The sequence below is a fragment of the Streptomyces sp. NPDC005820 genome (assembly GCF_040630255.1).
Taxonomy (GTDB): Bacteria; Actinomycetota; Actinomycetes; order Streptomycetales; family Streptomycetaceae; genus Streptomyces.
In genome coordinates this window covers 39669-58276 of sequence record NZ_JBEXXE010000036.1, presented here as the reverse complement: position 1 = coordinate 58276, position 18608 = coordinate 39669, and the positions used below count along the sequence as shown (strand labels likewise).

At 72.8% G+C, this 18608-nt stretch carries 14 protein-coding genes; 11 read left to right on the top strand and 3 right to left on the bottom strand.

Features of this window, described 5'->3' with window-relative positions:
• Positions 1-15: 15 nt before the first annotated feature.
• Together ABZ464_RS35995 and ABZ464_RS35990 are read right to left on the bottom strand one after the other, a co-directional pair.
• On the bottom strand, positions 16-3705 hold the full coding sequence (locus ABZ464_RS35995; protein ID WP_359284382.1) for a choice-of-anchor D domain-containing protein: 3690 nt from the start codon (positions 3703-3705) through the stop codon (positions 16-18).
• 136 nt (positions 3706-3841) lie between these two features.
• Positions 3842-5800 carry a ricin-type beta-trefoil lectin domain protein gene (locus ABZ464_RS35990; RefSeq protein ID WP_359284379.1) on the bottom strand — a complete coding sequence of 653 codons (1959 nt, stop codon included), beginning with the start codon at positions 5798-5800 and terminating at the stop codon, positions 3842-3844.
• Between the two features lie 213 nt (positions 5801-6013).
• On the opposite strand from ABZ464_RS35990, the gene ABZ464_RS35985 reads away from it, so the two are divergent.
• The 10 genes from ABZ464_RS35985 (at position 6014) to ABZ464_RS35940 (ending at position 15938) form a co-directional block, all read left to right on the top strand.
• The gene (locus ABZ464_RS35985; RefSeq protein WP_359284525.1) at positions 6014-7228 is read left to right on the top strand and encodes a glycosyltransferase; all 1215 of its coding nucleotides are present in this window, start codon (positions 6014-6016) and stop codon (positions 7226-7228) included.
• Between the two features lie 660 nt (positions 7229-7888).
• Positions 7889-8011 carry a putative leader peptide gene (locus ABZ464_RS35980; RefSeq protein WP_359284377.1) on the top strand — a complete coding sequence of 41 codons (123 nt, stop codon included), beginning with the start codon at positions 7889-7891 and terminating at the stop codon, positions 8009-8011.
• Positions 8012-8154: 143 nt separating this feature from the next.
• Complete coding sequence (locus ABZ464_RS35975) at positions 8155-9024, top strand: glutathione S-transferase C-terminal domain-containing protein (protein ID WP_359284373.1); 870 nt, start codon at positions 8155-8157, stop codon at positions 9022-9024.
• A 432-nt stretch (positions 9025-9456) separates the two neighbouring features.
• Entirely contained in the window at positions 9457-10434 is a 978-nt protein-coding gene (locus ABZ464_RS35970; protein ID WP_359284371.1) for an amino acid ABC transporter permease, read from the top strand.
• Entirely contained in the window at positions 10431-11237 is an 807-nt protein-coding gene (locus ABZ464_RS35965) for an amino acid ABC transporter ATP-binding protein (RefSeq protein WP_359284368.1), read from the top strand. The genes ABZ464_RS35970 and ABZ464_RS35965 overlap by 4 nt, the downstream gene beginning before the upstream one ends.
• A gap of 53 nt (positions 11238-11290) precedes the next feature.
• A complete protein-coding gene (locus ABZ464_RS35960; RefSeq protein ID WP_359284365.1) occupies positions 11291-12319 on the top strand; it encodes an ABC transporter substrate-binding protein in 1029 nt (342 codons plus the stop codon).
• Positions 12320-12386: 67 nt separating this feature from the next.
• Positions 12387-13136: a GNAT family N-acetyltransferase gene (locus ABZ464_RS35955; protein ID WP_359284362.1), complete on the top strand. Its 750-nt coding sequence runs from the start codon at positions 12387-12389 to the stop codon at positions 13134-13136.
• Positions 13133-13279: a putative leader peptide gene (locus ABZ464_RS35950; RefSeq protein ID WP_359284359.1), complete on the top strand. Its 147-nt coding sequence runs from the start codon at positions 13133-13135 to the stop codon at positions 13277-13279. Before ABZ464_RS35955 ends, ABZ464_RS35950 begins: the two co-directional genes overlap by 4 nt.
• 72 nt (positions 13280-13351) lie before the next feature.
• Complete coding sequence (locus ABZ464_RS35945; protein ID WP_359284356.1) at positions 13352-14542, top strand: LLM class flavin-dependent oxidoreductase; 1191 nt, start codon at positions 13352-13354, stop codon at positions 14540-14542.
• Positions 14543-14564: 22 nt separating this feature from the next.
• On the top strand, positions 14565-15938 hold the full coding sequence (locus ABZ464_RS35940) for an NtaA/DmoA family FMN-dependent monooxygenase (protein WP_359284353.1): 1374 nt from the start codon (positions 14565-14567) through the stop codon (positions 15936-15938).
• 100 nt (positions 15939-16038) lie between these two features.
• On the opposite strand, the gene ABZ464_RS35935 is transcribed toward ABZ464_RS35940, so the two are convergent.
• Positions 16039-17124 (bottom strand): M12 family metallopeptidase, encoded by a 1086-nt coding sequence (locus ABZ464_RS35935; RefSeq protein ID WP_359284350.1) that lies wholly within the window; start codon positions 17122-17124, stop codon positions 16039-16041.
• Between the two features lie 95 nt (positions 17125-17219).
• Between ABZ464_RS35935 and ABZ464_RS35930 the strand changes: the two genes are divergently transcribed.
• Positions 17220-18608, top strand: a 1389-nt coding sequence (locus ABZ464_RS35930) for an ATP-binding protein (protein WP_359284348.1), incomplete at its 3' end; no start/stop codon positions are given.

Below are 18608 nucleotides of genomic sequence, written 5' to 3'. Positions count from 1 at the left end.
GTTCCTCGGGGTGCCTCAGTAACCGATCCTGACGCCGGTCACGGTGTGGGTGTCCGTCCGGGTGCCGGTGGCCCCGGAGAAGCCGACGAGCACGTTGGGCGGCAGGGTCACCGCCTTGTCGACGACCTGGGTGCCGTCGACGCTGACGACGAGATGCCCGGCGTCGGTCACGTTCGCGTCGACGGTGTGCGAACCGGTGCGCAGGGCGGGGACGTTGGTGGAGGTGGCGATGTAGTGCGGCCGGCCGGCGGTGTCGCCGTCGGCGATCCCGACGAAGTTGGCGGACGGCTCGGTGCCGTTCTTGTAGGTGTCCAGGGCGACCGCGAGGCCGGGCAGTCCTGCGTAGCCCAGCCCCATGCCGCCCCCGCCGAGCGCCGTCGCGGTGGTCTTCGAGGCGTCGAGGAGCAGCAGGGCGAGGCCGTCGGCGCCGGTGCCGCCGCCGATGGTGGCGGTGAAGCGGGCGCGCAGCCGGGCGGACGGGACGGCGGTGCTCTGCAGGCTGCTGCCCCGGCGGTCGGCGAGGGCGGGGGTCAATACCAGGTCGGTGCGGTTGTAGAGGATCGTCGAGCCGTTGTGGCGCCAGCCGTTGGGACCGGGCGGCGGTACGGCGTAGGAGGCGGCGGTGACGGCGACGTCCCGGACGGTGTGGATGTCGGTGCGGGAGCCGGTGCCGCCGGTGAAGGCGACGAACGCGGCCGGCGGCAGGGCCGGCACGGTGGTCCGCAGGAGTTGCGCGCCGTCCATCGACACGGTGATCGTCCGGCCGGAGACCGACACGGCCACGGCGTGCGGGCCGGTGCGCAGGTCGGGCACGGCGGTCGTGGTGGCGGCGTACGTGATTGTCGAACCGCTGCCGGTGAGGGCGACGCCGACGAAGTTGGCGGAGGGGTCGCTGCCGTTGCGGTAGGTGTCGACGGCGACGGCGATGCCGGGCAGCCCGGTCCAGCCGAGGCCGCCGCCGGTGCCGCCGAGGGCGGTCGGGGTGGCCCCGGCCGGGTCGACGAGGGCGAAGGTGAGGCCGTCGGCGCCGGTGCCGCCGCCGATGACGGTGGTGAAGGTGGCGTTCAGGCCGTCGGTGAGGACCGGTACCGGGAAGACCGCCGAGCCGGCCTGTCCGCGGGTGGCCTGGGTGAGCTGGAGGTCGTCGCCGGAGAGGGCGGCGGAGCCGTTGAGCTGCCAGCCGCCGGCGCCCGGCGAGGGCAGGGTGACGCCGGTGCCCGTGGTGCCGGTGCCGGTGAGGGCCTCGAGGTGGGCGCCGCTGCCGTCGTCGGCGGTGATCTCGTAGGTGCCGCTGACCGCGCCGACGGAGGTCGGGGAGAAGGTGACGGACTGGTGGACGACGTCCTCGGGGCCGATGACCTGGCCCTCGCTGAGCGGGTTGCTGACGTGGAAGGGGGCGGCGGGGGCCTTGGCCTTGGTGATGGTCAGCGCGATGTTGCCGGTGTTGGCGATGTCGAAGGTCTTCGTGACGGACCGCCCGACCCCCACCTGCCCGAAGTCGGTGGAGGTGGGGGTGATCGTCAGATGGGCCTCGCCGGTGACCGCGGAGCCGGTCAGCTCCACGGTGACGGCGCCGTGCTGTCCGGTGACGGAGAGGGTGGAGGAGTCGTCGCCGGCGTCGGTGGGCGCGTAGGTGACCTGGACGGTGACGGACTGCTTCGGCTGGACGACCGTGCCGTCGGCGGGCAGCCCCTCGGCCGTGAAGGGGGCGTCCGGGGCGTCGGTGGCGGTGATCGTCTCGGGCTGGGTGCCGGTGTTGGTGAAGGTGACGCCGAGGGTCTTGTCGGTGGTGGTGGGCACGGTGTCGAAGGCCAGGGAGGGCGGGGAGGCGAGCAGGCCGTCCCGGGTGGCGTAGCCGGTCAGGCCGAGGCCGGTGGTGCCGAGGTCGGTGGCGAGGGTCAGGACGGCGTTGTCGGGTCCGGGTGCGGTCGGCGCGTAGGCCACCGGGACGGAGTAGGTGTCGCCGGTGCGCAGGGTGCGGGGCAGTGCGGTGGCCGCGGCGGAGAAGGCGCTGCCGGGCGGGGTGGTGACCGCGTCGATCCTGACGTCGCGGGTGGCGGTGACCGTGGCGGTGGCGCGTCCGGTGCCGCCGACCGGTACGTCGCCGAAGTCGACGGTGTCGCCGATGAGGGCCGCGTTGGAGGGCCGGCCGAAGGCGAGGACGTGCCCGTCGCGGGTGCCGACGTAGACACGGCCGCCGTCGGTGGCGGGCACGGAGAACTTGGAGGCGATACCGATGGGGGCCGACCAGAGCTTCTTCAGGGTGCCGTTCACCGGGGTGGCGCTGTAGGCGCGCAGTTGGCCGTTCGCGCCGCCGGCGCCGTCCGAGTACACCGCCCAGACGACCGCCGAGCCGGGGGTGGTGCCGGTGGAGGTGATCACCGGGGAGCCGGAGGTGTAGCCGAAGGTCTCCGTGGAGCGGCCGGTGTTGGTCAGCGCGGGCTGGCCGGAACCGGTCACTCCGTACTGGAAGGCCCGCAGCGGGCCCCGGCTGCCGGTCGTGTAGACGTAGCCGCCCTCGCCGCCGTAGACGCCTGGGTGGCCCCAGACGCCCTCGTAGGGCCCGAAATCGCCCACCACCTTGTCGGTGCCGCCCGGGCCCTGGCTGCGTCCGCCGAGGTTGTCGCGGTCGAGGAGGAAAAGCCGGCCGTCCTTGCCGATCTGCACCAGGAGGTGGGGGTGCTGGGCGGTGCCGAAGACGTCGTCCGGGAGGGCGACCGGGCCGCCGGAGCCGAGGTCGGTGTCGTTCTGGTCGAGGGTGGGGGCGTTGGCGGGGCTGAAGAAGTCCTGTGCGGACATGGTTCCGTCGCTGTTGACGCCGATCCGGACGACGGCCTCGGCGAGCTGGCCGGGCGGGCGGGATCCCGGGCCGGGGGCCGGGGAGATGCCGTTGCCGGTGGAGAACAGGATGCGGCCGGGGCCGTCGGAGACCAGCCCGCCGCCGCTCATCCAGATGCCCGCCATGCCGTTGGCGGAGGAGTTCTCGGTGGCCCACAGGGTCTGCTTGCGGGTGGCGGTGTCGACGCGCAGGACGTGACCGACGTACGGCGTGTGGTCGCAGTGGGAGGCGAAGCCCGCGTAGACCGCGCCGCCCATCAGCAGCAGACCGGGGCGCTGCATCGCGGTGTAGGCGTTGAAGGGGCGGCCCGGGTCGTTGACGGGGGCGCCGGCCACCTTGACCGGCCAGCCGCTGCGTTCGGCGCCGGTGGTGACGTTCAGGGCGTGGAGGTACCAGCTGGGGTGCTGGACGTCGGCGCCGTCGTCGACCTTGGAGGTGAGGTAGACGGTGCCGGTCGCGGCGTCGTACACGGGCGTCCCGGTCACCCCGACGGTCGGTACGAGGTCGCCGCAGCCGATGGCGGAGGCGGGCCAGGCGGCGCCGAGGCTGCGGGTCCAGGTCTGCGCGCCGGTGGCGGAGTTCAGGCCGTACACCTTGTTGTTCTCGGTGGCGACGACGACCGTCTTCCCCACGACGAGCGGCTGGGCGTAGACCTGTCCGTCGACGGTGGCGGAGAACTGCTGCCCGAAGTCGGAGCTCGCGACCTGGTCGGGGGCGAGGCCGGGTTCGTTGTCGTCCCAGCCGGTCCGGTAGGTGTCCTGGGAGACCGTGGTGACGTCGGCGGCGGCCGGGGTGGGTGTGGCGAGGACGCCGGTCAGCAGACAGGCCGTCACCAGCGGGGCAAGGAAACCGAACCTGCTCTGCATGCGCCGCTCCGAACCGGGTCGGTGAGGGGGCGGGCGTGTCCCGCCGATCGTCATGATCGGCGGGACGGTGTGATTTACATACGATTCCGTACGGGTGGCGGTGCCCGATCCACCCGTACGGGCGATGGACGGGCTGTCAGTTCAGCGTCCAGCTCTGGTTGGTGGCACCGCTGCACGACCACAGCACCAGCACGGACCGGTTGGCCGTGGCAGCGCCGTTGACGTCGAGGCACAGGCCCGCGTTGACGTTGGTGATGGTGCCGTCGCTGTTGACGTTCCACTTCTGGTTGTTCTGGCCGTTGCAGTCCCAGATGACGACCTTGGTGCCGTTGGTGGTGCCCTGGTTGTAGGCGTCCAGGCACTTGTCGCCGTACACCACGAGTTCCTTGCGGGAGGTGTACGTCCAGGACTGGTTCTGGCCGCCGTTGCAGTCCCAGATCTCCGCCTGGGTGCCGTTGGTGATGGTGTTGTTGTAGACGTCCAGGCAGCGGCTGGACTGCTTGCCGACGACCTGGGTGCCGTTCATGCCCGCCAGGGGTTTGACGGTGATGTCGGCGAGGGTCGGGGCGCCCGAGAAGGTCAGGGTGTTGGACGAGCCCTTGGACAGGCCCACCAGGACGCTGATGGTGCCCTGGGCGGCCCCGGTCGGCGGGAAGGAGACCGTGGTGGCGCCCTGGCCGTTGACCTTGAGGGTCGCGGTCTTCGCCGTCGAGGCGGTGTTGGTGTAGGCGACGTCCACGATCTTCGTGCCGGTGGCGCCCGCGGCCACGCCGGAGAAGCTCGACGTCCCGGTGTAGGTGCTGCCCGAGGCCTCGGTGCCGCCGGTGACGGTGAGCAGCACCGAGCCGCCCGCCGGGACGCTCTGGGTGTAGCTCGTGCTGTACGAGCCGACGTCCGACCTGGACCACAGGTCACGGACGGTCGCCGAGGCGCCGGTCAGGCCCAGGTCGGACCAGCGGACGGTGATGTTCGCGGCGGAGGAGGTCCGGTTGAGCAGGACGACGGCCCGCTTGCCGGTGCCGGAGAGGACCTTGCCGTACACCTGGAGCCCGGTGGTGTCCTCGGCGACCTTGGCGCCCTGGAGTCCGCGCGCGTCCTGGTCGACGGCGACGACCTCGGGGTTCTTGAGGATGTTCGCGGTCTCGGTGGTCATGGTGGTGAGGTCGTTGCCGGCCAGCAGCGGGGCGCCGGAGATGGCCCAGAGGTTCATGTGGGTGCGGTTCTGCGCGGCGGTGAGGCCGCTCATGCCGACCATCAGCATGTCCGGGTCGTTGTAGTAGCCGGTGTGCTGGGCGAGCGGGTGCAGGCCCTGGTCGAAGTTGGACAGCAGGTTCGTCATCGACGGCGAGTTGCCGTAGAAGATGATGTCGGTGCTGGTCCGGTACATCGGGGCGAGACCCGGGGCCCAGTTCCAGGTGTTCTGGTAGCCCCAGTTGCAGATCGAGAGGGTCAGCGGGCGGCCGGTGGTGGCCGTGGCCTTGGCGACCGCGTCGCTGATCGCCGTGTACGTCGTCGCCGCGTCGAGGCCCTCGGCGTCACCGCCGCACCAGTCGACCTTCACGAAGTCGAAGCCCCACTTCGAGAACTGGAGCATGTCCTGCTCGTAGTGGCCCTCGCTGCCGCTGCCCGGGGCGGCGGGGCGGCCGGTCGGGAAGTAGTAGCCGCAGCCGTCCTTGCCGGCGTCCGTGTAGATGCCGGCCTTGAGGCCCTTGCTGTGGATGTAGTCGGCGATGGCGCTCATCCCGCCGGGCCACTCCGACGTGTCGACGGTGATGTTGCCGTCGCTGTCGCGGGTGCCCTGCCACCAGCCCTCGTCGATGTTGATGTACTGGTATCCGGCCGCCGGGAGGCCCGCGGCGACGAACGCGTCGACCTGCCCCTTGATGACGTTGTAGTCGATCTTGGCCGCGAAGCTGTTCCAGGACGCCCAGCCCATCGGCGCGGTGGGCACCGCGATCTGACGGGACGTCGCCGCCTGAGCGGGGGCGGGTCCGGCGAACAGGAAAGCGGCTGTCGCGGTCAGCGCGAGGGCGAGGAGGCGCACGGCTGCGGTTCTGCAGCGCGTGAGGAAGCTTGATCGCGGTGGGGGAAACATGCGGCGACTCCGGGGAATGCGATGCGATATCTCGAACGAGGATCGGCAAACCGAACGGTTGCGCGCCGAAAGTAGAGCCGCCGGAGGGGCAAGTCAACGGCTGGGACAGAAGTGATGTGACCGGTCTCAAGAATGAAGTGGCCGCTTCCGATGGGTCGTTGCCCCCTCCTCACTCCGGACGCCGCCATACTGTCCGACGTGCGAGTGGCGATCATGACGGCGGGCTCCCGGGGCGATGTCGCCCCCTTCACCGGTCTGGGGCACGCCCTGGTGCGCGCGGGCCACCAGGTCACCCTGGTCACCCATGAGCGGTTCGCGCCGCTGGTGGCCGGCTCGGGGGTGGGCTTCCATCCGCTCCCGGTCGATCCCCGGGCGGAACTGGAATCGGCGCGCGGCCGAGGGCTGCACCACAGCACGAGCGGGCCGGGCAAGCTGCTGCGGGCGGTCCGGCTGGCGCGGGCCGTGGTCGGGGAGATGACCGACGACCTGCTGACCGCCGCGCACTCCGCCGACGCCCTGCTGGCGGCGGCCCCGCTCGCACCCCTGGCGCACACCATCGCCGAAGGGCTGTCCTTGCCGAGCCTCGGCCTCCACCTCCAGCCGATCGCGCCCACCCGGGAGTTCGCGCCGCCCATGCTCGGCGGCGGGTCCTTCGGCGCCCTCGGCAACCGTCTCGCCGGGCGCGGCGTCGAACGGGCCATCGACCAGGTCTTCGCCCCGGTCCTGCCCTCCGTCCGCGCCCGGCTGGGCCTGCCGGCCAAGGGCCCGCGCTCACGCGACCGTCGGTTCACCTCGGTGCTGCACGGGTTCAGCCCGCTCCTGGTGCCCCGGCCCCGCGACTGGCGGCCGGGGCTCGACATCACCGGCTACTGGTGGCCGTACGACAGCGAGCGGCAACTCCCCTCCGCCCTGCGGGAGTTCCTGGACGCGGGGCCGCCGCCGGTCTTCGTCGGCCTGGGCAGCGCGACGGTGCCCGATCCGCACCGGCTGAGCGCCGAGATCGTACGGGCGCTGCGGCTGGCGGGGCTGCGCGGGGTGATCCAGCGCGGCTGGGCCGGTCTCGCGGCCGACGGCGACGACATCCTGACCGTCGACGAGGTGCCGCACTCCCTGCTCTTCCCCGGGACGGCCGCGGTGGTCCACCACTGCGGCGCGGGCACCACGGCGGCCGGGGTCCGCGCGGGCGTCCCGGCCGTACCGGTCCCGATCCAGTTCGACGAGGGCTTCTGGGCCGACCGCCTCGTCACGGCGGGGGTGGCCCCCACCACGGTCCCCCTGCGCCGCCTGACCGCCGAAACCCTGGCAACGGCCCTCACCCGGGCCACGCGCGAGCCCCGATACGCCGAGCGGGCCAGGGAGCTGGGGACCCGGGTGCGCGCGGAGGACGGGGCGGGCCGGGCGGCGGAGGCGGTGGCACGACTGGGGTGAGGACACGGGCCGAAACAGCACGTACGACGGCGGCACCCTGCACAGTGGCACCCCCGCGGTGCCTCCGGGTCCCGACCTCCCCGATCCGCTCGCCGGGCTCCGCCGGGACCCCGACGAGGCGGCGGCCGTACGATGGCAGCGGCTTCTGCTGCTCCGGCGGTGGCAGCGCGACCGACACGAAGCCCTCGCGCCGGGAAGGCCGTTCCCGCCGATCGTCCCCCTGCCGGAGACGGCGGAAGGGGATCCGCGCCTGCGGCCGCTCCAGCCGTTCACCGTGCGGGCACCCGCCGTGACGCCCTTGCCCGACGGACGGTTCCGGGTCCACGGCCCCGTCCCGCGATCGCCCTCGTCGCCGCCCGTCCGTCCAAGGGCTAGGGCCTGTCGTTTGGATCAGGTCGCAGGACATCGACGGGTCTGTTCGGTGCCGGTGAGCGGGGGCTGGTGCGTGCAGCTGCAAGGCGGAGGAGGGCGTCGACGCGGAGCGTCGGCAACCGACGACAACGCGGCAGATGCGCGTGCCAGCCCCCGCGTCTGCGGCCTGATCCAAACGACAGGCCCTAGTTGTCTCACCCCCCGTACTCACCTGGTGGACGCCCTCTTGACGTCCGCCGGGGGTGGATCGACACTCGACTGGGAATCCTAGTGAACAGGTAGGGAAACATGGGGCGCCTGCACCCGGCCACCGGCCGCACAAGCCGCACGAGCTGGTCGTCGCCCCTGCTCACCTCCCGCCGTCACATCGACCTGCAGCGCGTCTGCAGCGCCATCAGCCGTCGGGGCTGAGCCGGGCCCTCCCGCACCGGACCCCGCGGCGGTGTCCGCCCGACACCGCCCCGTCCGGCGTGCGGGGACGAGGGCCGTCTCCCTTTTCGCCGTCGCATCCGCCGCGCGCACGTCCGCCCGTGCGCCCGCCCCCGGGGAGAGTCATGTCCGTCACACCGCTGGCCGCCCACCCGTCCGCCCGCCCCGCCCCCGCCTTCCGGGGCCGCATCGGCCGGGACGCGCGCAGCGGCCACTACGCCGTGCCGCGCCGCTACCGGCTCCATCTGTCCACCGCCGACCCGGACGGACTGCGCATCGCCGTCACCCACACGCTCCTCGGCCTCGACCGGGCCTGTCCGGTGACCTTCCTGCCCGCCGTCCCCGACTGTCCCGACGGCGGCCACGCGCAACTGCGCCCGCTCTACGACGCCAGCGCCCACCGCTACACCGGCCCGGCCCTCGCGCCGGTGCTCAGCGACGACTGGTCGGGCCGGATCGTCTCCACCCACGGCCCCGACATCGTCCGTGACCTCGCCCGGCGGTTCGCCGGCGGCCGGGCCGTGCTGTACCCGTGCGGCGCGGAGTCGGAGATCGAGGCCGTGGAGCGGATGTGCGCCCAGGGCATCGAGCGGGCGGCCCAGTGTGCCGGGGACGCGGGCGTCGACGCCGCCGAGCGGGCCGCCGCGCTCGACGCGCTGCTCGCCACGCTCCGCGTGCTGGAGCAAGGGCTCGACGCACAGCCATATCTGATCAGCGATCAGATCACGGCAGCCGACGTCGAGTTGTGGGTGGCGCTGGTCCGGCTGGACACCGTCCACCGGCACCACCTCGACGCCGACGCGGTGCGCCGCGTCGCCGGACACCCCGCCCTGTGGGCCTACGCCCGCCGACTGGCCGCCCACCCGGCCTTCGGCGCGCACCTCGACCTGGACGGCATCGCCCGCCGCCACCACGCCCGTTGCCAGGGCCTGGAGGCCGCCGGGGCCGCAGTACAGATCCTGGACTGGGCGGCGCACATCCGCCGGGCGAACTAGTTCCACCCACTGGACGGACATTGACATCCGTTCGGGCGGTTGCTTTAACTTACGGCCCAGAAAGCGCGAGGCCCACAGGGCCGGAACAGTGACGGTGACAAGATGTACGCAGCTCCCAGGACGGCCGCACGCCGTCCCCAGGGCTGCGTACCGCCGTACGCGAACCTGTCGAACCTGTTCGCCGCCAACCGTGCCGTCGATCTGCTCCGCGTGAACAGCGCACTGTGTACCGCACCGGGCCGTGCCCGCTGTCGGGGCTGACTTCCTTCCCCTCGCCCCGTCTCCGCGTTCCTGACGGACACCGCCCGAGCGGTGTGCCGCCCACCGCCCCACCCCGGTTCCCTGGTACGCATCCGTGCGCCGCGCGCTCACCCCCGGCGGCTCATCACGTCTGCGCCGGTCCGGGGTGCCCGACTCCCGCCGGAGCCCGCCATGAGTGAACCCCCAGGCGCCGTGAACCTCGCCGAGGCACCCGCCGCCGACACCCCGTCGGAAAAGCTCGCCGCACAGCGCGTTCAGCCGCTGCGCCGCCCGGGACGCTGGATCGCCACCGCCGTGGTACTGGTCCTGGCGGCCCAGTTCGCGCACGGCCTGGTGTCCAACCCGTTCTACCAGTGGGACCGCTTCGGCTACTGGTTCCTGCGCCCCGTGATCCTCGACGGACTGCTCATCACCCTCGAAGTCACCGCCTACAGCGCGGTGTTGGGCCTGCTGGGCGGAATCCTGCTCGCCCTCGCCCGGCTGTCGGGGAGCCCGGTGCTGCGGGCCGTCAGCTGGACCTACGTCTGGGCGCTGCGCTCCATCCCGCTGATCGTCGTCCTGCTGTTCCTGTACAACTTCAGCGCCCTGTACCAGACGCTCAGCCTGGGCGTCCCCTTCGGCCCCGCGTTCTTCACCTTCGACGAGTCGCGCCTGGCCACCGACATGGTGATCGCGGTCGTCGGCCTCAGCCTCAACGAGGCCGCCTACGCCGCCGAAGTGGTCCGCGGCGGAATCCTCTCCGTAGACCAGGGCCAGCACGAGGCGGCCGCCGCCCTCGGCCTGCCCAAGGGCTACCAGTTCCGCAGGATCGTCTTCCCGCAGGCCCTGCGCTCGATCGTCCCCAACTACGTCAACCAGCTGATCGGCCTGGTCAAAGCCACCTCGCTGGTGTTCTACGTGTCGCTGCTCGACCTGTTCGGCACCGCGCAGACCATGGGCGCCACCTACCCCGGCGACATCGTGCCGCTGCTGCTGGTCGTCACCGTCTGGTACCTGATCCTGACCAGCCTCGTCTCCGTCGTCCAGTTCTACGTCGAGCGGTACTACGCCCGGGGTGCCACCCGCTCCCTGCCGCCGACGCCGTTGCAGCAACTGCGGTCCGGTCTCACCGACCTGCGGGCCCGCATCCGCCGGGAGGCCGCCGTATGACCGCCGAGACCCTCGAGACCGCCCCGACGGCCGCCGCGGTGGTGCCCGCCGCCGTCGAGGTGCACGACGTGCACAAGTGGTACGGCGCCCATCGCGTCCTCGACGGCGTCAGTCTGACCGTCCGGCCCGGCGAGGTGACCGTGATCCTCGGCCCGTCCGGCTCCGGCAAGTCCACGCTGCTCCGGGTGATCAACCATCTGGAGAAGCCGGAGACCGGCCACGTCAGCGTCAACGGCGAGCCGATCGGCGTCCGCCGGCACGGCGGCCGGCTCCGCGAGGTCAGCGAGCGCACCATCCTCACCCAGCGCAGTCGCATCGGTTTCGTCTTCCAGAACTTCAATCTCTTCCCGCATCTGACCGTGCTGGACAACGTCGCCGCCGCCCCCGTGGCGACGGGCCGGCTCACCAGGCCCGAGGCGCGGGAACTCGCCCGTGAACTCCTCGGCCGGGTCGGCCTCGCCGACAAGGCCGGCGCCTACCCCCGACAGCTCTCCGGCGGCCAGCAGCAGCGCGTCGCCATCGCCCGCGCCCTCGCCCTGCGCCCCGGCGTCATCCTCTTCGACGAGCCGACCTCCGCCCTCGACCCCGAACTGGTCGGCGAGGTCCTCGCCGTCATCAAGGACCTCGCGACCAGCGGCACCACCCTCGTCATCGTCACCCACGAGGTCGGCTTCGCCCGCGAAATCGCCGACCGGGTCGTCTTCCTCGACGGCGGCCGGATCGTCGAACAGGGCCCGCCCCACGAGGTCCTGGACAAGCCGCGGCACGAACGGACCCGGGACTTCCTCAGCAAGGTCCTCTGACCTCGCCCCCGACCCACTCCATCTCTCTTGTCACCCAGTCACAAAGGACGGCCATGCCCAGCCACTTCACCCGACGCAGCCTGATTCGCGGCATCACCGCGGCGACCGCGGTCGCCACCCTCGCCACCGGGCTCGCCGCCTGCGGTGGTGAGAGCGACGCCGCCACCACGACCGGCAACGCCGCCGCCTCCGGCAGCGTGACCATCGGCCGGGTCTCCAACGGCGCCGCGAAGGAGACCACCCTGAAGGTCTCCGAGGTCAAGTCGATCAGCGCCGAACTGCCCGCCGCCGTCAAGAAGAGCGGCAAGCTCGCCATCGGCATCGGCGCCCTGCCCTCCGGCTTCGCCCCGCTCGCCTATGTCGGCGACGACCAGAAGACCCTCACCGGCGCCGAGCCCGACCTCGGCCGCCTGGTCGCCGCGGTCCTCGGCCTGACGCCCGAGACGAAGAACTTCACCTGGGAGAACCTCTTCGTCGGCATCGACAGCGGCAAGGTCGACGTCGCCTTCTCCAACGTCACCGACACCGAGGAGCGCAAGAAGAAGTACGAGTTCGCCTCCTACCGGCAGGACAACCTCGGCTGGGAGGTGAAGAAGTCCAGCACGTGGAACTTCGACGGCGACTACGAGAACCTCGCCGGCCTCACCGTCTCCGTCGGCTCCGGCACCAACCAGGAGAAGATCCTCCTGGAGTGGAAGAAGAAGCTGGAGGCCGAGGGCAAGAAGCTCACGATCAAGTACTACCCGGACCGTAACGGCCTCTACCTGGCGCTCGGCAGCGGCAAGATCGACGCCTACTTCGGGCCCAACCCGGGCATCGCCTACAACGTCTCGCAGACCGCGGGCACCGCCAACGCGACCCGCAACGCGGGCACCTTCTCCGGCGCCGGTGAGACGCTCCAGGGCCTGATCGCCGCCACCGCCAAGAAGGACAGCGGCCTCGCCAAGCCGCTCGCCGACGCCATCAACTACCTCATCGAGAACGGGCAGTACGCCAAGTGGCTGGCCGCCTACAACCTCTCCAACGAGGCCGTCGCCAAGTCCGAGGTCAACCCGCCCGGCCTGCCGCTGGACAACTCCTGACCAACTGTCACCACGGCCGTCAGCCGTGCAAGTTGCATTAGGCACCACAGGAAGGGACTCCGTCTCCGTGGCTTCCCCGATCGACCTCCGCGGGGGCGGAGCCCCCACCGTCACCCCACCGCACCCCCTCGACAACGCCGTCTGGGCCGCCCTCACCGGCCCCCACGCCCACCTCGCCGAACGCGTCGGCCGCGCCGCCCGCTACCCCGCCGACGTCTACGCCTTCGCCGCCCTCGCCGATCCCCACGACCCGGCCGCCTGGGCCGACCTGCGCACCCTCGCCGGGGACGGCGCCACCGTATGGATCAAGCCCGTGGCGGGCGTTCCCGACGGCTGGCAGGTCACCGGCGGCGGCGAGGGCGTCCAGCTCGTCTCCACCGAGGAGTTCCGCACCGAGCCCGCCCCCGAGGCCGTACGCCTCGGCCCCGACGACGTGCCGGAGATCCTCGACCTCGTCGCCCGCACCCGCCCCGGCCCGTTCCTGCGACGGACCGTCACCCTCGGCACCTACCTCGGCATCCGCGAGCAGGGCCGTCTCGTCGCCCTGGCCGGCGAACGTCTCCGGCTCGACGGCTGGACCGAGATCAGCGCCGTCTGCACCGACCCCGCGTACCAGGGCAGGGGCCTCGCCACCCGGCTGGTCCGCGCGGTCGGCCACGGCGTCCGCGCCCGCGGCGACATCCCCTTCCTGCACGCCGCCGCCGGCAACGGCACGGCGATCCGTCTCTACGAGTCCCTCGGCTTCCGGCTCCGCCGGCGCTCGGCCGTCGTGTCGGTGCGCACCCCGGGAACATCCGGCGCGGCAGGCGCGTTGTGACTCATGACGACGTGTGGAAGGCGCCGCTCGGCGCCCGACAGGGGGAGGTGACGGCCGTGACGCTCATATGCCAGGCCGTGCGCCTGCACTCCCGGCCCCACATCGACCTCCAGCGCGTGGCCGGCGCGCTCTGTTGCTCCTGACCCGTTCCCCTCCCGCCGCACCCTGTCGTGGGTGACGTGCGCCCTCGTACGGACCTCCAGGAAGGCACCCCCGTGTCCTCAGCACCCGTATCCCCCTTGCACCTCGCCGTCGCCCTGGACGGCACCGGCTGGCACCCCGCCTCATGGCGCGAGCCGGTCGCCCGCCCCCGGGAACTGTTCACCGCCGGCTACTGGGCCGACCTGGTCGCCGAGGCCGAGCGCGGCCTGCTCGACTTCGTCACCCTCGAGGACGGCCTCGGCCCCCAGTCCTCCCACTTCCTCGACCCGGACGACCGCACCGACCAGGTGCGCGGCCGCCTCGACGCGGTCCTCGTCGCCTCCCGCGTCGCCCCGCTCACCCGGCACATAGGTCTGGTGCCGACGGCGGTGACCACCCACACCGAGCCGTTCCACATCTCCAAGGCGATCGCCACCCTCGACTACGTCAGCACCGGCCGCGCCGGACTGCGCGTCCAGATCACCGCCCGGCCGAGCGAGGCCGCCCACTTCGGCCGCCGCACGATCCCGCGCATCGACGACTACCACGGCCCGGTGGTGACGGAACTCTTCGACGAGGCCGCCGACTACGTGGAGGTGGTGCGCCGCCTCTGGGACAGCTGGGAGGACGACGCCGAGATCCGGGACGTGGCCACCGGCCGCTTCATCGACCGCGACAGACTGCACTACATCGACTTCGAGGGCCGCCACTTCAGCGTCAAGGGCCCCTCCATCACCCCCCGCCCGCCCCAGGGCCAGCCCGTGGTCGCCGCGCTCGCCCACGCCACCGTGCCGTACCGGCTGGTGGCCCGCGCGGCCGACATCGGCTTCGTCACCCCGCACGACACCGACCAGGCCCGTGCCGTCCTGGCGGAGATCCGCGCCGAGCAGCGGGCCGCGGGCCGCGCCGCCGAGCCCCTGCACGTCTTCGGCGACCTCGTCGTCCTCCTCGACGACGACCCCGCCGAGGCCGCCGCCCGCCGCGACCGCCTCGACACCCTCGCCGGCGAGGCGTACACGAGCGACGCCCGGATCTTCGCCGGCAGCCCCACCGAACTCGCCGACCTCCTCCAGGAGTGGGCCGAGACGGGGCTGACCGGCTTCCGGCTGCGCCCCGCCGTCGCCGGCCACGACCTGCCCGCCATCACCCGCGGCCTCGTCCCCGAACTCCAGCGCCGGGGCGTCTTCCGCCACGCCTACGAGGCGGACACCCTGCGCGGACTGCTCGGCCTGACCCGCCCCGCCAACCGCTACGCCGCAGCCTGAGCCGGACGGAGAGCCGACCACCATGAGCAAGCCCCTGAAGCAGATCCACCTGGCCGCCCACTTCCCCGGCGTCAACAACACCACCGTGTGGAGCGACCCGAAGGCCGGCAGCCACATCGAGTTCAGCTCCTTCGCCCACTTCGCGCAGACCGCCGAACGCGCCAGGTTCGACTTCCTCTTCCTCGCCGAGGGCCTGCGGCTGCGCGAACAGGGCGGCACGATCTACGACCTGGACGTGGTCGGCCGCCCCGACACCTTCACCGTCCTCGCCGCGCTCGCCGCCGTCACCGATCGCCTCGGCCTCACCGGCACCATCAACTCCACCTTCAACGAGCCCTACGAGGTCGCCCGCCAGTTCGCCAGCCTCGACCACCTCTCCGGCGGCCGCGCCGCGTGGAACGTCGTCACCTCCTGGGACGCGTTCACCGGCGAGAACTTCCGGCGCGGCGGGTTCCTCCCGCAGGACGAGCGCTACTCCCGCGCCCAGGAGTTCCTCGCCACGGCCACCGAACTCTTCGACTCCTGGCAGGGCGACGAGATCGTCGCCGACCCGGCCACCGGCACCTTCCTGCGCGACGCCAAGGCCGGCGCCTTCGTCCACGAGGGCCACCACTTCGACATCCACGGGCGCTTCAACGTCCCCCGAGGCCCCCAGGGCCGCCCGGTGATCTTCCAGGCCGGCGACTCCGACGAGGGCCGCGAGTTCGCCGCGTCGAGCGCCGACGCGATCTTCAGCCGGTACGCCGCCCTCGACGCGGGCCGCGCCTTCTACACCGACGTGAAGTCCCGCCTCGCCAAGTACGGCCGACGCTCCGACCAGTTGCTGATCCTGCCCGCCGCCAGCTTCGTCCTCGGCGACACCGACGCCGAGGCCGAGGAGATCGCCAAGGACGTGCGCCGACGCCAGGTCAGCGGCGCCACGGCCCTCAAGCACCTGGAGTTCGTCTGGAACCGGGACCTCTCCGCGTACGACCCCGACGGCCCCCTCCCCGACGTCGACCCGGTGGTGGGCGAGGAGCACATCTCCCGGGGCCGCGCCCAGGTCCGTATGTACCGGGACCCGCTGGCCGTCGCCCGCGAATGGCGGGAGCTCGCGCAGGCCAACAACTGGTCCATCCGCGACCTGGTGATCGAGACCGGCAACCGGCAGAACTTCGTCGGGACGCCCGAGACCGTCGCCCGGACGATCGACGAGTACGTCCAGACCGACGCCGCCGACGGCTTCATCCTCGTCCCGCACATCACCCCCACCGGCCTCGACGAGTTCGCCGACGAGGTGGTCCCGCTGCTCCAGGAGAGAGGCGTCTTCCGCACCGAGTACGAGGGCACCACCCTGCGCGACCACCTCGGCCTCACCCACCCGGACGGGAAGCCCGGGCAGCGGGCCGCGTCCTAGCCGGTGCGGCCGGGGCCGACGTCTCCCTCCCCCGAAGGCGACGTCGGCCCCGGCCCTTCCCCCGGCGCCGGACAGTGGTCTGTACGCGGTCCCGTACCGCTCACCAGCACATGACCGCCGTCTCGCCCGAACCCCAGCCGGAGTACAGGCGGACCCGGACGAAGTAGCGGCGGCCCTTGACGAGCCGGGCCCCGATCGTGGCGTTGCGCGCGGTGCCGCCGTCGTCCTGCCCGGCGAGGAAGCGGGGTTCGCCGTCCCGTTCCTCGAAGACCACGACGACCGAGTCGCCCTCCCCGAAGGTGCCCACGGTGTACTCGCGGGTCTCCCGCGGCTCCACGGTGAAGTCGGCCTGCTCGCCCGGCCCCAGCGACAGCGCCACCGAGCGGAACGGCACCAGCGCCGGTGGCCGCGGCGCGTCGAGCGGCGGGTACCAGCGCAGCACGAACTCCTTGTCCAGCGGGGACAGCGCCCCCGGCGGATGGACCCCGCCCCGGAACTGCTCCGGCTCCAGGATCAGCCCCGCCGCGAAGGGGTACTCCATCACGGACTGCGGATCCCACACCGATCCGTTGACCTCGGCCGGATCCAGCTTGCGCAGCACGTTGAAGAACGTGCGGTCCCGGCTCCAGTGGTTCGGCGGCCCCGCCAGATCGGCGTAGACCGCCTCGTCGTCCCAGTGGATCCCGGCGAACGGGCTCTGGTGCTCGTGCTGCATGCCGAGCGCGTGCCCGATCTCGTGCAGGGCCGTCGCCCGCTCCCCGGGAGGGGTCAGATCCCAGCCGAAGTTCATGGTCCGCTCGTTCAGCCCCGCGAACAGCGCGTCGCGGCCCACCGCCGACCAGGACCCGTCGCCCTGCTGGAAGCCGATGCGCAGCTCCGCCTCCGAACGGTCGGCGACCTCGGCGAACGACACCCCGATCCCGAGCCCGGCCCATTCGCGGAAGCAGTCGCGCACCACGTCCCGCTGATCCGCGTCGCCGACCCACGACACCCGCCGGGTGCCCGCCGACCCCGGCACCGGGATCACCGAGGCGTCGCTCTCGCCGTCGAAGAAGTGGTAGTGCAGGACCGTGCCGTTGACCCACATCCGGCGCCCGCTCATGAGCGCGCCCAGCCGCTCGGCGGCCAGCCCCGGCGCGAAGGCGGGAACCGGCGCCAGCGCGAGCGAGCAGTAGCGGGCGGTCATGACCACCAGGGTGCCGCGACGGCCGGGCCGGCGCCTGAGTCGGGGGCTACTCAAGTCGCCCTGTATCAGACCTGAGTATCCGCACTCCTGATGACGTGACGACGATCGAGACGCATGCCGGGACCCTCCGACCGCCGTGGCCGTTCACCGGACGGGAGGAGGAACTGGAGCTGGTACGCCGGGCGCTGGCGGCGGGCCGGCCCGGCGTCGTGCTGACGGGACCGGCGGGCTGCGGCCGCACCCGGCTCGCCGCCGAGGCGGTCGGCTCCACCGACTGCGTCCGTGTGGCCGGCACCCCCGGCACCCGGGGCACCGCCTTCGCCGCGTTCGCCCATCTGCTCCCCGAGCGCGTCACCCTGCATCGGGCCGTCCGACTCCTCTCCGGCACCAGGCTGTTGCTGGTCGACGACGCCCAGCTGCTCGACGACGCCTCGGCCGCGCTGCTGCACCAGCTCGCCGTCCGGGGCCGCACCCGGCTGCTGGTCGTCGTCACCGAGGGCGTCCGCGCGCCGGACGCCGTCACCCGGCTGTGGACCGGCGAGCTGCTGCCCCGGCTGGCCCTGGAGCCCCTCCCGGCAGAGGACGTCGCCCAGCTCCTCACCGCCGACGCGGGCGGTCCCCTCGACCCCCTCACCGTCGGCCGGCTGCACCGCCTGTGCCGGGGCGACCTGCGTCTGCTGCGCGACCTCCTGGCCGCCGTCCGCGACGAGGGCCTCCTCGCACCGGTGCCGGGCACCGAGGAGCAGGCCTGGCGCGGCGGGGTCCCGCTGAACCCGACCCTCCGCGAACGCACCGCCCCCGTCCTCGCCCGTCCCTGCCCCGACGAACGCGAGACCCTCGACCGGATCGCCTTCGCCGAACCCCTGCCCCTGCCGGCGGACACCCTCGATCTACGGGTCCTCGAACGCCTGGAGGCGGACGGCCTGATCGAGGCGGAGGACGGCGAGCCCGCGACCGTACGCCTGGCCGACCCCCTGCACGGTCCCGTCCTGCGCGCCGCCGCCGGCCGGCTGCGCGCGAGGCGCCTGACCGCCGGCCGCCGACCGCTGACGGCCGCCCTGGACGCGGAGGCGGCCGCCCTGGCCCGGGGCATCGCACAGGCAGATGTCCGAACCGGGCGGGCCCCGGTGGGGGAGTGGCTGGTCGCCGAGGGAGACCCCGTCCCACCCGCGTACGCCGCCATCCGCGCCCGCCACTCCCGTCTGCGCGGAGCACCACGCGAGGCCGCGGCCTGGGCGAGGGCGGGGCTGGCGGACCCGGCACCGAACACCGCGTGCCACCACCAGGCCGGCGGCGCGGCGGCGGACGGTGCCTGGTGCCGCGAGGCGGGCGACGCGGTGGGCGCGGTGGCGGGTGTGGCCTGGTGCCGCGAGGCGGGGGGTGTGGTGGGCGCGGCGGCGGACGGTGCCTGGTGCCGCGAGGCGGGCGACGCGGTGGGCGCGGTGGCGGGTGTGGCCTGGTGCCGCGAGGCGGGGGGTGTGGTG